Here is a 13,237-nt window from a genome sequence, read left to right on the forward strand (position 1 = left end):
GGGCCGCTGGCCCGTTCCCGTGGCTGCGCCGGACACGCCGGGGCGCTGCTGCGGACGCGAGGGGGCGCCTACGCGCGGTGCGGCGGCGGGCTGCCGCACTCCGCTCGGCACGCCGCTGCTCGGCTTGGGATATGAGTCGGAATTACTCACTCGTTACCTCCGGTATTGTCTTCGTCCAGCTCGGCATTGCCTGATGACTCATCTGACTCCGGGGCCGGTACTGATTCTGCCGCTGCGGACTCCTCATGCAGTCCGCCATCTTCAGCCAACGTTACGTCATCGGGCGTGGATGCCCGATTTTCGGCCACGTCTCCGGCATTTTCACCGGCATCCTGACCTTCGGCCGATTCCTCGACTTCGAGCCCGCGTTCGCTGTTGCGCGCGACGGCGATGATGCGGTCGTTCTTGTCCGGCTTGGCAAAGATCACGCCCATGGTGTCGCGGCCCTTGGCCGGCACGCCGCTGACCGACGAGCGGACCACCTTGCCGCCCTCCATAACCACCAGGACTTCGTCTTCCTCGTTGACAATGAGGGCCCCGACGAGGTGGCCGCGTTCTTCCTGGTACTTGCCCACCTTGATGCCAAGGCCGCCGCGGCCCTGGAGGCGGTATTCCTCCACTGCGGTCCGCTTGGCGAAGCCGCCTTCGGTGACAATGAAGACAAACGAACCGTCCTGCACGACGTCAGCCGCCAGCAGTTCGTCGTCCTCGCGGAACTTCATGCCGGTCACGCCCGAGGTGGCACGGCCCATCGGGCGCAGCGCATCGTCGGTCGCGGTGAAGCGGACGGACTGGCCCTTGCGGGAGACCAGCATGAGGTCATCGGTCTCGGACACCAGCTGGGCCGAGACAAGCTCATCGCCGTCGCGCAGGTTGATGGCGATGACGCCGGCGGACCGGTTGGTGTCGTAGTCCTCCAGGCGGGTCTTTTTGACGAGGCCGCGTTTGGTGGCGAGCACCAGGTACGGGGCGTGCTGGTAGTCGCGCAGGTCCAGCACCTGGGCGATGTGCTCGTCCGGCTGGAACGCCATCAGGTTTGCCACGTGCTGGCCCTTGGCGTCGCGGCCGGCTTCCACGAGCTCGTACGCCTTGGCGCGGTAGACCCGGCCCAGGTTGGTGAAGAAGAGCAGCCAGTGGTGGGTGGTGGTGACGAAGAAGTGTTCGACGACGTCGTCGCCGCGCAGCTGCGCGCCCTTGATGCCCTTGCCGCCGCGCTGCTGCGAGCGGTAGTTGTCGCTGCGGGTGCGCTTGACGTAGCCGCCGCGGGTAATGGTGACGACCATTTCCTCCTCGGGGATCAGATCCTCGATGGACATGTCGCCGTCGTAGCCCAGCAGGACCTTGGTGCGGCGGTCATCGCCGTGCTTGGCCACGATCTCCGAGAGTTCGGTGCTGATGATCTCGCGCTGGCGCTCCTCCGAGGCCAGGATCGAGTTGTATTCGACAATCAGGGCCTCAAGTTCGGCGTGCTTGTCCTGGATCTTCTGGCGCTCCAGTGCAGCGAGCCGGCGCAGCTGCATGTCCAGGATGGCCCGGGCCTGCACGTCGTCGATGTCCAGCAGCTCCATCAGCCCGTCGCGGGCCGCTTCGGTGGTGGTGGACGCACGGATCAGGGCAATGACCTCATCGAGCGCATCCAGCGCCTTGAGAAGGGCCCGCAGGATGTGCGCTTCCTCCTCCGCCTTCCGCAGCCGGTACCGGGTGCGGCGGGCAATGACGTCCATCTGGTGCGTGACCCAGTGCCGGATGAAGGCATCGAGGCTGAGCGTGCGCGGCACCCCGTCGACGATCGCGAGCATATTGGCGGCGAAGTTGTCCTGCAGCTGGGTGTGCTTGTAGAGGTTGTTCAGCACCACCTTGGCCACGGCGTCGCGCTTGAGCACGATCACCAGTCGCTGGCCGGTGCGGCCCGAGGTCTCGTCGCGGAGGTCGGCGATGCCGGAGATCTTGCCGTCCTTGACGAGTTCGGCGATCTTGATGGCCAGGTTGTCCGGGTTGGCCTGGTACGGCAGCTCGGTGACCACCAGGCACGTGCGGCCCTGGAGTTCCTCGACGTTGACCACTGCGCGCATCGTGATGGAGCCACGGCCCGTGCGGTAGGCGTCCTCGATGCCCTTGTGGCCCAGAATCGTGGCGCCGGTCGGGAAGTCCGGTCCCTTGACGCGCTGGATCAGCTCTTCGAGCAGCTCTTCACGGCTGGCGGTCGGGTTGGCCAAGTACCACTGCACACCGTCAGCGACCTCGCGGAGGTTGTGCGGCGGGATGTTGGTGGCCATGCCGACGGCGATGCCCGAGGACCCGTTCACCAGGAGGTTCGGGAACCGCGCCGGCAGGATGGTCGGTTCCTGGTTCTTGCCGTCGTAGTTGTCCTGGAAGTCGACGGTTTCCTCGTCGATGTCCCGGACCATTTCCATCGCCAGCGGCGCCATCTTGGTTTCGGTATACCGCGGAGCCGCGGCGCCGTCGTTGCCGGGCGAGCCGAAGTTGCCCTGGCCCAGCGCCAGCGGGTAGCGCATGGTCCAGTCCTGGATCAGGCGGACCAAGGCGTCGTAGATAGCGGTGTCGCCGTGCGGGTGGTACTGGCCCATGACCTCGCCCACCACACGGGCACACTTGTTGAAGGAGCGTTCCGGGCGGTAGCCGCCGTCGAACATCGCGTAGAGCACGCGGCGGTGGACGGGCTTGAGGCCGTCGCGGACATCCGGCAGGGCACGGCCCACGATCACGGCCATGGCGTAGTCGAGGTAGGAGCGTTGCATTTCGGTCTGCAGGTCCACCTGCTCGACGCGGTCGGTCAGTACGTCGCCATCGAGGATGGCGCCTTCAAGGACGGGCTCGGAGCCGGCCGGCACCTCTGGTGTTTCGTCACTCATAGTCTATATTTTCCGTTTCAGGTATATATCAGTCCGGGCATATTCGGGGCTTGGCTGCCCTCTAGATGTCCAGGAACCGAACGTCCTTGGCGTTCTGCTGAATGAAGTTTCGGCGCGATTCAACGTCCTCGCCCATCAGGACCGAGAAGATCTGGTCCGCCGCCAGGGCATCGTCCATCGTCACCTGCAGCAGCGTCCGGTGGTCCGGGTCCATGGTGGTGTCCCACAGTTCCGTGTAGTCCATTTCGCCGAGGCCCTTGTAGCGCTGGATGCCGTTGTCCTTGGGGATGCGGCGGCCGGCGGCCTGGCCCGAGACCAGCTTCGCGTCGCGTTCCCGGTCGCTGTAGACGTAGTCGTGCGGGGCATTGGACCACTTGATCCGGTACAGCGGCGGCTGCGCGAGGTAGACGTAGCCGTTTTCGATCAGCGGGCGCATGTAGCGGAACAGCAGCGTCATCAGCAGCGTCGTGATGTGCTGGCCGTCGACGTCGGCATCGGCCATGAGCACGATCTTGTGGTAGCGCAGCTTGGCGATGTCGAAGTCCTCGCCAATGCCGGTGCCGAAGGCGGTGATCATGGACTGGACCTCGGCATTGCCGAGCGCTTTGTCCAGCCGGGCACGCTCGACGTTCAGGATCTTGCCGCGCAGCGGCAGGATGGCCTGGGTCTCCGGGTTGCGGCCGCGCTTGGCGGAACCGCCGGCCGAGTCACCCTCCACGATGTAGACCTCGCACCTCTCCGGGTTCTTCGAGGAGCAGTCGGACAGCTTACCGGGCATGCCGAAGGATTCCAGCGGGCTCTTGCGGCGGGCGTTGTCCCGGGCCTTCCGGGCGGCCATGCGCGCCTGGGCTGCGGAGATCGCCTTGCGGATGACGTCCCGGGCGGGACCGGGGTTGCGCTCGAGCCAGTCGCCCAGGCCGTCGGTGACAACGCGCTGGACAAAGCCCTTGACCTCGGAGTTGCCGAGCTTGGTCTTGGTCTGGCCCTCGAACTGCGGCTCCGAGAGCTTCACGGAAATGACTGCCGTCAGGCCCTCGCGGATGTCGTCCCCGGTGAGGTTGTCTTCCTTTTCCTTGATGATGTTCTTCTCCCGCGCATAGCGGTTGATGAGTGAAGTCATCGCGGCGCGGAAACCCTCTTCGTGGGTGCCGCCCTCGTGCGTGTTGATCGTGTTGGCGTAGGTGTGGACGCTTTCGGAGTACGCGTTGGTCCACTGCATCGCCATTTCCAGGGCAATGTGCCGTTCCGTGTCCTCGGTTTCGAAGGCGATGACGTCCTCGTGGACCACATCAACCTTCTTGCCGGAGTTCAGGTGCTTGACGTAGTCCAGCAGGCCGTCGTCGTACTGGTAGACCACGGTGTGGAATTCCGCGGCGATCTCACCTTCGGTGGGGACGGTGTCCAGGTCCAGGTCGTCGTCCTCGGACGATTCCCCCGGAGCGCGGCGCTCGTCCGTCAACGTGATGCGCAGGCCCTTGTTGAGGAATGCCATCTGCTGGAAGCGGGCCCGCAGTGTTTCGAAGTCGAAGTCGGTGCTCTCGAAGATGCTGGCATCGGGGTAGAACGTCTGGGTGGTGCCGGTCTCGGTGGTTTCCTCACCCTGGACCAGGCCGCCTTGCGGCTTGCCGCCGTCGGCGAAAGACATCCGCCAGACGTGTCCCTGGCGGCGGACCTCGGTGTCGACCCGGCTGGAGAGTGCGTTGACCACCGAAATGCCGACGCCGTGGAGGCCGCCGGAGACGGCATATCCGCCGCCGCCGAACTTGCCGCCGGCGTGCAGGATCGTCATGACGACTTCCACGGTGGGCTTGTGCTCGGTGGGGTGCATGTCCACGGGGATGCCGCGGCCGTTGTCGACCACCTTGACCCCGCCGTCGGCCTGCAGCACGATTTCGATGTGCGTGCAGTAGCCGGCCAGGGCCTCGTCCACCGAGTTGTCCACCACTTCATAGACCAGGTGGTGCAAACCGCGGGGGCCGGTGGAGCCGATGTACATGCCGGGACGTTTCCGGACAGCTTCCAGGCCTTCAAGTACGGTGATGTCGCTGGCGCCGTATTCGCGCGATGTCGCGGTCCCCGACGGCGCCGCTGCCGCAGCCTCTTGTTCCACCGCTTCCGCTATGTCTTCCACTGCCGGGATCTCTGCATTGTCGTTAGCCACAGGCGCTTTCGACTCCTCTATGTTCGTTGAAGGCCGGCGGTTGCCCCTTCCGTGGAAAAGGCTCCTGCCAACAGGCACGTCACTGAAGACGCCGGGTGTTTCCGCTGACTTGGGGATCCCGTCCGCCGCACGCTGAAATTGCGTCGGAAACGGACTCAGTCAACGCTTCACCGGCGCCCAGTTATCTACACCGATTCTATCGTGTTATAGGGGCCAAACCTGCATTCCAGGGCGCCAAACGGGCGGGAAAGTGCCGCTGGGAGGGCGCTGGCTCCCCCTGCAAGGCTTTCGGGGTCCGGCCCTAGGGTTCCTATACGACTCCGGGAGGTTCAAGCGCCCTACACGCCGCTTGCGGATTTTTCAAGGGTTTTTGCAAGAAGTGCTTCAGATCCGGTGCCCGCCAGTGGGGCGGGGGCTATCCGTACGTGTCGCGGGGGCCCCGGCCGTTGACCGTCCGGAGGCCCTTGCGCCAGCTCGGGGCGGCGGGTCCGAGCACCTGGATGCTGGTCACAACGCCGTCGCCAAGCTCGGTCCGGAATTTTTCCAGCAGGCTGCTGCTGAGCAGCCGCAGCTGGGTTGCCCAAGCCGTGGAATCGGTCCGCACATGCAAGGTGGTGTCGGTAAAACTCTCAGGAGTGCAGTGCGCCGAGATCTCCGGGCCCACCAGCACGGCCCACTGCGCCATGACGGAGCCGACGGCCACCGGCGAGCTCCAGCCGCGTTCGGCCACGAGGCGTCCCACGACTTTTCCGAGGCCCAGCGGATCCCTGCCGGTGCCGTGGAATTGGGAGAACCCGCGGGTTCCCCGGGCCGCGCGGGCGGGCTTTTGGCTGGCGGCACCGGAGCNCGCGGGACCGCCCGCCGGATTTCGCCCCGGGCCGCGGCGGCGTCGCGCATCCGGTTCAAGGCGGCCTGTGCGGCATCGATATCGTCGGGGTCACGGCCGGGCTGCAGGCCGCCGTCGGTATCCTTATTCATCGATTTTCCTGCTCATCGATTCCTCCCGGGATGACCTTCACCCGCCGTCCAGTCAGCTCCGCCGGGATATCGTCCTCGACGGCGGCAGTGACCAGCACTTGCTCGGCGCCGGATACTATTGCCGCCAGTTTACGCCGCCGCTGGACGTCGAGTTCGGCAAAGACATCGTCCAGAATCAGGATCGGGGGCGAGCCGCCCGTGCGGGCATCGTCGAGCATGACGTAGTAGGAGGCCAGGCGCAGGGACAGGCACATGGACCAGGTTTCCCCGTGGGAGGCGTAGCCCTTGGCCGGCGCCGATCCAAGCACGAGCTCAAGTTCGTCGCGGTGTGGCCCGACCAGCGAGATTCCCCGTTCCAGTTCCTTGCGCCGGGCTGCGGCGAAGGCCTGGATGTAGCGGTCGGTGAGCTGTTCGACGGAGAGCAGGCGCAGGTCTTCCGCCGGCGCGGCCTCATCGGCAGGTCTGGAATCCGCTGGTCTTGAGGTGCCGCCGTCGTCGTCCAGGCTGTCCTGCAGCGTGGAACGGTACACCGCAGTGGCTTCCTTGGACCCGTCGGTCAGCTGCGCGTAGGCGTTTTTCAGGTGCGGTTGCAGCCGGTCCACCAGCTCCAGGCGCGCGTGCAGCAGCTCAGCCCCGGCCCGGGCCATGTGCTGGTCCCAGACATCGAGCGTTGCCTCGTGGCCCGTGCTGAATTTTCCGGCGCGGGCCGACTTGAGCAGCGCGTTGCGCTGCTTCAGGACCCGGTCATAGTCGCTCCTGGTCGCGGCGTGGCGCGGCATGAGGCTGACCAGGAGCTCGTCCAGGAACCGGCGGCGGCTGGACGGATCGCCCTTGACCAGCGCCAGGTCCTCCGGCGCGAAGAGCACCATCTGGCAGATCCCGAGCAGGTCCCGGGCGCGGACCGGGTTGCTCCGGTTGATCCGGCCGCGGTTGGCCCGTCCCACGTTGATTTCCAGCTCCAGTACGGTGGACTGCTCGCCACGGACCAGCTTGGCCCGGATCATGGCCCGCTCGGCACCAAACCGCAACAGCGGCGCGTCCGTGCTGACCCGGTGCGAGGTGAGCGTGGCAAGATACCCGATCGCTTCCATCAGGTTGGTCTTGCCGATACCGTTGGAACCCACCAGGACGGTGACTCCGGGCTCCAGGCTGAGATCGACCTGGGCGTAGCTGCGGAAATCGGTGAGCGAGAGTTTTTCTAGGTACACGCGGGATTCAGGACTTCACAGGCAGGATCAAGTGGCCGGTCAGGATTATTTGGCCGGCCGGGTCGCGTGGCCGCCGAACTGGTGGCGCAGCGCCGAGACCATCTTCATGGCCGGTGAGTTGTCCTCGCGGGAGGAGAACCTGGCGAACAAAGCAGCCGTGATCGCCGGGGCCGGCACCGCGTTGGCGATGGCCTCCTCGACGGTCCAGCGGCCTTCGCCCGAATCCTCGACGTAGTCGGAGATCGATTCCAGTCCGGGATCCTCGTCAAGGGCCTTGACCATGAGGTCCAGGAGCCAGGAGCGGACAACCGTCCCCTTCTGCCAGGCCCGGAATGTCCCGGGAAGATCGGCGACGATCTCCTTGGCGGCCAGGAGCTCGTACCCTTCGGCGTAAGCCTGCATCAGGCCGTATTCGATCCCGTTGTGGACCATTTTGGCGTAGTGGCCGGCGCCGACGCCGCCGACGTGCACAAAGCTGTCGGCACGCTCACCTGCGGGACGGAGCGCGTCGAAGACGGGGAGTGCCCGTTCGATGTCGGCGGCATCGCCGCCCGCCATCAGGCCGTAACCGTTCTGGAGGCCCCAGACCCCGCCGGACACTCCGCAGTCCGCAAAGCGGATTCCCTTTTCGGCCAGTGCGGCACCGTGCTTCTGGTCTTCGGTGAACCGGGAGTTGCCGCCGTCGATCACGAGGTCACCGGCGTCGAGCTTGGTGCCCAGTTCGGTGATCACGGCGTCGGTAATCTCGCCCGAAGGGACCATGACCCAGATCAGGCGCGGCGCCGGGACGGCGGCGATGAGTTCGTCCAGGGTGGTGACGTCGGCAACGTCGGGGTTGCGGTCAAACCCGGTGACCTCGATCCCGCCGTTGCGCAGCCGTTCACGCATGTTGAAGCCCATTTTTCCAAGGCCGATTAGTCCGATGTGCACGGGGATGAACTCTTTTCTGCGCTGGGGTGCTTCGTTGGGGACGGCCATGATGGCCCGAAGGTGCCGTGCTCCGGAGGTCCGGGGCACGGCAGTGACGGGCTAGTTGGGCAGCCGGACGGGCATGACGAGGTAGCGGTAGTCGCCCTGGTCCTCGCCCTCGGCGTCCTGCTGGGCCGTGATCATGGCCGGCTTGGGGGCGGTGGTGAAGGAGAAGCGCACGAACTTGGTTTCGATGACGCTCAGGCCCTCGATCAGGTAGTGCGGGTTGAAGGCCACGGTGATGTCTTCACCGGACAGCTGGGCTTCGAGCTCCTCGGAGGCCTGGGCGTCCTCGCCGGTGCCGGCGTCCAGGTGCAGCTGGCCCTGGGTGAAAGCGAGCCGGACAGGCGTGTTGCGTTCGGCCACGAGCGAGACGCGCCGCACGGCTTCGACCAGTTCCTGGGTCTGCACGGTGGCGTGGATGGGGGTCGAATCCGGGAAGAGCGAACGGATCTTCGGGTAGTCGCCGTCGACCAGGAGTGAGGTGGTGGTCCTGCCGCCGCTCTCGAAGCCGATCAGCCGGCTGTCGTCGTCGGCGAGGGCGATATTGATGTCGCCGCTGCTGCCCAGGGTCTTCGCCACTTCGTTGAGGGTCTTGGCCTTGACCAGAGCGCTCGTGGAGATGCCCGGCGTCGCAGGCTTCCACGGGACTTCCCGCATGGCCAGACGGTAGCGGTCGGTGGCCAGGAGGGTGATGAGGTCGTCCTCGATTTCCATCCGCACGCCGGTCAGGATCGGCAGGGTGTCGTCCTTGCTGGCCGCGATGATCACCTGGGAGACGGCCTGGGCGAACGAATCGCCGGGCACGGTGCCGCTGATCGTCGGCAGGGCCGGCAGCGGCGGGTATTCGGCCTCGGGCATCGTGGCCAGGTGGAAGCTGCTTCGGCGGCAGGTGAGCGTCACTTTATTGCCGTCGGTTTCGACCTCGACGGGGGCGGACGGCAGGCTGCGGCAGATGTCCGCGAGCAGGCGGCCCGATACCAGGATGGTGCCCTCGGCGCTGATGTCAGCGGGGATTTCGAGCCTCGCGGAGGTCTCGTAGTCGAAGCTCGACAGGCTGACGGTACCGGCTTCAGCCTTCAGGAGCAGGCCCGAAAGTACGGGAACGGGCGGCCGCGGAGACAACGACCGGGCGGTCCATGTCACGGCTTCCGCCAGGACGTCCCGTTCGACTCTGAACTTCACGGAAGGGTGCCGCCTTTCATTGCTGCTGTTAGTGCTGAAAATCGCTGAAACTGCTCAAGCTGCGGCGGACCTCGGCAGGGACGCCGAATTCCGTCAACAAGGGAATCGTCCGCCCACCCGGGCCCCATGGCCCGGTAGGAACCACAAAAGATGTCCGGGACGGACGCACTGCAGACAGCTTAGCCCCAAGGTGAGCGTTTCTCCCATCCCCGGGTTACATCGGTGTTGTTCGCGGGGCCGGTCTCCTGCGCCGGTCCGGAACGGGCCTGGGCGCTGCTCGGAGGTCGGAAGGAGATTGTTGTTTGAGGGAATTTCATTTTCTTGGGATTAGTAGTGTTAATAACTGCTGTGGAAACTGTGGATAACTCGATCCTGCCGTGCGAATCCGCGGTTAAGCCCTGTTCATGGACTGTGGGCGGAGCAGGTTTTAAACAGGGTGTGGATGGGGACAAGATTTTTGGTCGACTGGCCAATCCACAGGCGCCTTAAGGGTTTTAAGCCCATTAACCGCGGTTGTCCCCTTAACTATCCACAGGGTTGTCCACAGGGCCTTGTTAATAAGGTAAGAGTGCGCCGGCCGATGGCTCAGGAATTGCGCTGCTGTTGCTTGATCCGGTTGGTCAGCTCGGTCACCTGGTTGTAGATGACCCGGCGCTCGGCCATGAGTTCGCGGATCTTGCGGTCGGCGTGGATCACGGTGGTGTGGTCGCGGCCGCCCAGCTCCTGTCCGATCTTGGGCAGGGACATGTCCGTCAGCTCCCGGCACAGGTACATCGCGATCTGCCGGGCGGTCACCAGCGTGCGGGTGCGCGACTTGCTGCAGAGTTCTTCCATGCTGAGCTTGAAGTAGTCGGCTGTCTGCGTCAGGATCTGCGCCGAGGTGATTTCCTGGGCACCGTCGTCGGTGATCAGGTCCTTGAGCACCATCTCGGCCAGGGCCACATCCACCGGCTGCCGGTTCAGGCTGGCGAACGCCGTGACACGGATGAGGGCTCCCTCAAGTTCGCGGATGTTGCTGGAAATCTTGGAGGCGATGTATTCGAGCGCATCGTCCGGTGCGGAAAGGCCCTCGCTGAGGGCCTTCTTCCGGAGGATCGCGATGCGGGTCTCCAGTTCGGGCGGCTGGATGTCGGTCAGCAGGCCCCATTCGAAGCGCGACTTCATCCGGTCCTCGAAGCCGGCGAGCAGTTTCGGCGGCTGGTCCGAGGTGATGACCACCTGCTTGTTGTTGTTGTGCAGGGCGTTGAACGTGTGGAAGAACTCCTCCAGCGTCCGGTCCTTGCCGGCCAGGAACTGGATGTCGTCGATCAGCAGCACATCCACGTTGCGGTACGTGGTCTTGAAGCTGGTGCCTTCATCGTCGCGGATGGAGTTGATGAAGTCGTTGGTGAATTCCTCGGAGTTGACGTAGCGGACCCGGATCCCGCTGTAGAGCCGGCGCGCGTAGTGGCCGATCGCGTGAAGCAGGTGGGTCTTGCCGAGTCCGGAGTCGCCGTAGATGAACAGCGGGTTGTAGGCCTTCGCCGGCGCCTCGGCTACTGCCACGGCGGCTGCGTGGGCGAACCGGTTGGAGGAACCGATCACGAAGGTGTCGAAGACGTACTTCGGATTCAGCCGGCCGAATTCGTGCGAGGTGCTCGGCAGCATCGGCTGCGGCTTCAACTCAACGGTCGGGTCGGCGGCCAGGGAAAGTTCGACGGCGGGTTCGGGCTCTGTGTGCAGCGGCACGAGATCCGTGTCGACGTCGATCGCGCAGCGGATTTCGTCGGAGAACACGCTGCGGAGCGCGTCGTCGAGGGCTTCCTTGACCTGGGTCTGCAGCACTTCGCGGGTGAGCTCATTCGGAACTGCCACCAGCAGGGTGGAACCGATGAGCCCCTGCGCTTGGGCGAGGATGACGAAGCCGCGCTGCCGGGGAGAGACACGGTGGTCGTTCTCCAGGAGGCTCACTACCCGCCGCCAGGAACTTCCGACAGTGTTGGCTTGGTTGGCTTCGTCTACTGTCATCAATCAGTTCCTCAAACTTGCTGGCCTGCATTACGTGCATCCACGCGGTCCGGAGCTGTCCACCGGCCGGCTCAATCCACAGGGTTATGCACAGTCCGTGGATAAGGGGTTACTGAGACACTGTAGGGGATGAAAACGCCAGAAGATAGCTGGGTTCAGTCCTGTGGATAATTACACCGTTGTGGTTCTGAAATGGGGCGCGTGACGCACTTCATCCACAGGCTGCGGGAGCAGTTAGCCACAGCTGGGGATAGCTTGCGGAGCGGTCCCCGGTTTGACTCGGGAGGTTGGCAAGCCCTAACGTTGTGAAGTCCCATGTGTACGCTTTTCGCCTCATCTGCATCTTTCCTGACGCCCCGCGTCGTGTGAGATACGAGGGAAGCGGCACATACCAAAACTTAGCGTCGGCCAGTTCTTCCCCTTGATCGGGTGGGCGCACCTTTGATCCACTGGAGTAACTAACGTGAGCAAGCGGACTTTTCAGCCGAATAACCGCCGTCGAGCCAAGAAGCACGGCTTCCGCCTTCGTATGCGTACCCGTGCCGGCCGTGCCATCCTGGCAGCCCGTCGTGGCAAGGGCCGCACCGAACTGTCGGCCTAAATAACTGACTCGTCGGTCCATATCCCTGTGCGAGTTGAACGGTGCTAGCCACCAGGAACCGTCTGCGGACATCAACCGATTTTTCAACAACTGTACGTTCCGGTGTCCGCAATGGACGCCGGAACGTAGTGTTATATGCGGCAGCTCTCGCTGCCGATGAACCAAGCCGGATCGGATTCATCGTTTCCAAGAGTGTCGGGAACGCTGTTGTCAGGAACCTCGTTAAGAGGAGACTGAGAGAAGCCGGTGCTTTGTCGTTGCAGAAATACGGCAGCGGGTTCGCCATTGTGGTCCGGGCCCTGCCCGCCGCGGCGGGAGCCAGCTGGGACCAGCTGCTCGCCGACTATGACGCCGCTTTGGAGACGACCATGAAAAGGCTGGGCAACCGCCTTTCGCAGGCTGCTTCACGAGGTTCTAACGAGACGACACAGGAAGGGACCCCGCGTGCGTAACTCAACTGCCGCCGTCGTCCCTCCTGCAAAATCCGCAGCAGCATGGTTGGCCCGGGCAGTCTGGAACTTGCCCCGCAATGTCCTCATCCTGTTGCTCCTGGCGTACCGCAAGGTGATCTCACCGCTCTACGGCCAGGTATGCCGCTTTTTCCCCAGCTGCTCGGCCTATGCCCTTGAAGCGATCACCGTCCACGGCGCGGTGAAAGGAAGCTGGCTCGCAGCGAGGCGCCTGTTGCGCTGCCATCCATGGAATCCCGGCGGTGTGGACCATGTCCCCGCCGGGCATCGGGAATGGCCGGCGGGCCGCACCCCCACAATTGTTGTGCTGAACAATCCGGATATCTACCTGGCTGCTCAGCCTGATGGAGAAGGCCGCTCTGCGGCCTGACGAATAGGGAATCGTATGGACATCTTTGAAACAATTTTGGCCCCGTTCAAATGGCTGGTCTCAGCCATTATGGTCGGCTTCCATGACGGACTCAGCGCCATCGGCATGCCGGCGGCCAGCGGCTGGACCTGGACCCTGGCCATCATCGGGCTGGTGCTGGTCATCCGCGCCGCCCTGATTCCCGTCTTCGTCAAGCAGATCAAGGCCCAGCGCGGGATGCAGCTGCTGCAGCCGGATCTGAAGAAAATGCAGGACAAGTACAAGGGCAAGACGGACCAGCTCTCCCGCCAGGCCATGGCGCAGGAACAGATGGCGCTGTACAAGAAGCACGGCACCAACCCGTTCTCGGCCTGCCTGCCCATGCTGATCCAGATGCCCTTCTTCTTCGCGCTCTTCCAGGTGCTCTCCGGCATCA

Annotated in this window: 10 protein-coding genes and 1 pseudogene; 4 read left to right on the top strand and 7 right to left on the bottom strand. The window is 64.4% G+C overall.

The window, feature by feature from the left end; translation table 11 throughout:
* Nucleotides 1-146 precede the first annotated feature (146 nt).
* The 7 genes and pseudogenes from gyrA to dnaA form a co-directional block, all read right to left on the bottom strand.
* Nucleotides 147-2,873, bottom strand: a complete 2,727-nt coding sequence (gyrA, locus tag Y706_RS0102190) for a DNA gyrase subunit A (RefSeq protein WP_028275297.1) — start codon at nucleotides 2,871-2,873, stop codon at nucleotides 147-149.
* Between the two features lie 61 nt (nucleotides 2,874-2,934).
* Nucleotides 2,935-4,983 carry a DNA topoisomerase (ATP-hydrolyzing) subunit B gene (gyrB, locus tag Y706_RS0102195; RefSeq protein WP_275450869.1) on the bottom strand — a complete coding sequence of 683 codons (2,049 nt, stop codon included), beginning with the start codon at nucleotides 4,981-4,983 and terminating at the stop codon, nucleotides 2,935-2,937.
* A gap of 466 nt (nucleotides 4,984-5,449) precedes the next feature.
* Nucleotides 5,450-6,012: pseudogene (locus Y706_RS23120) on the bottom strand (DciA family protein).
* On the bottom strand, nucleotides 6,009-7,220 hold the full coding sequence (gene recF, locus Y706_RS0102205) for a DNA replication/repair protein RecF (protein WP_028275299.1): 1,212 nt from the start codon (nucleotides 7,218-7,220) through the stop codon (nucleotides 6,009-6,011). The pseudogene Y706_RS23120 and the gene recF overlap by 4 nt, the downstream one beginning before the upstream one ends.
* 45 nt (nucleotides 7,221-7,265) lie before the next feature.
* Nucleotides 7,266-8,150, bottom strand: a complete 885-nt coding sequence (gene gnd, locus Y706_RS0102210; RefSeq protein WP_028275300.1) for a phosphogluconate dehydrogenase (NAD(+)-dependent, decarboxylating) — start codon at nucleotides 8,148-8,150, stop codon at nucleotides 7,266-7,268.
* A gap of 99 nt (nucleotides 8,151-8,249) precedes the next feature.
* A complete protein-coding gene (gene dnaN, locus Y706_RS0102215) occupies nucleotides 8,250-9,374 on the bottom strand; it encodes a DNA polymerase III subunit beta (protein ID WP_018775670.1) in 1,125 nt (374 codons plus the stop codon).
* Nucleotides 9,375-9,959: 585 nt separating this feature from the next.
* Nucleotides 9,960-11,381 carry a chromosomal replication initiator protein DnaA gene (gene dnaA, locus Y706_RS0102220; protein ID WP_018775671.1) on the bottom strand — a complete coding sequence of 474 codons (1,422 nt, stop codon included), beginning with the start codon at nucleotides 11,379-11,381 and terminating at the stop codon, nucleotides 9,960-9,962.
* 463 nt (nucleotides 11,382-11,844) lie between these two features.
* Between dnaA and rpmH the strand changes: the two genes are divergently transcribed.
* The 4 genes from rpmH to yidC all read left to right on the top strand — a co-directional run.
* On the top strand, nucleotides 11,845-11,982 hold the full coding sequence (gene rpmH / locus Y706_RS27690; protein WP_003800212.1) for a 50S ribosomal protein L34: 138 nt from the start codon (nucleotides 11,845-11,847) through the stop codon (nucleotides 11,980-11,982).
* Nucleotides 11,983-12,023: 41 nt separating this feature from the next.
* Nucleotides 12,024-12,434, top strand: a complete 411-nt coding sequence (gene rnpA, locus Y706_RS0102225; RefSeq protein ID WP_028275301.1) for a ribonuclease P protein component — start codon at nucleotides 12,024-12,026, stop codon at nucleotides 12,432-12,434.
* Nucleotides 12,427-12,822, top strand: a complete 396-nt coding sequence (yidD, locus tag Y706_RS0102230; RefSeq protein ID WP_028275302.1) for a membrane protein insertion efficiency factor YidD — start codon at nucleotides 12,427-12,429, stop codon at nucleotides 12,820-12,822. Before rnpA ends, yidD begins: the two co-directional genes overlap by 8 nt.
* 15 nt (nucleotides 12,823-12,837) lie before the next feature.
* On the top strand, nucleotides 12,838-13,237 hold a 400-nt coding region (gene yidC / locus Y706_RS0102235), incomplete at its 3' end, for a membrane protein insertase YidC (protein WP_028275303.1).

Source organism: Arthrobacter sp. I3 (assembly GCF_000520575.1).
In the GTDB taxonomy this organism is placed as follows: domain Bacteria; phylum Actinomycetota; class Actinomycetes; order Actinomycetales; family Micrococcaceae; genus Arthrobacter; species Arthrobacter humicola_A.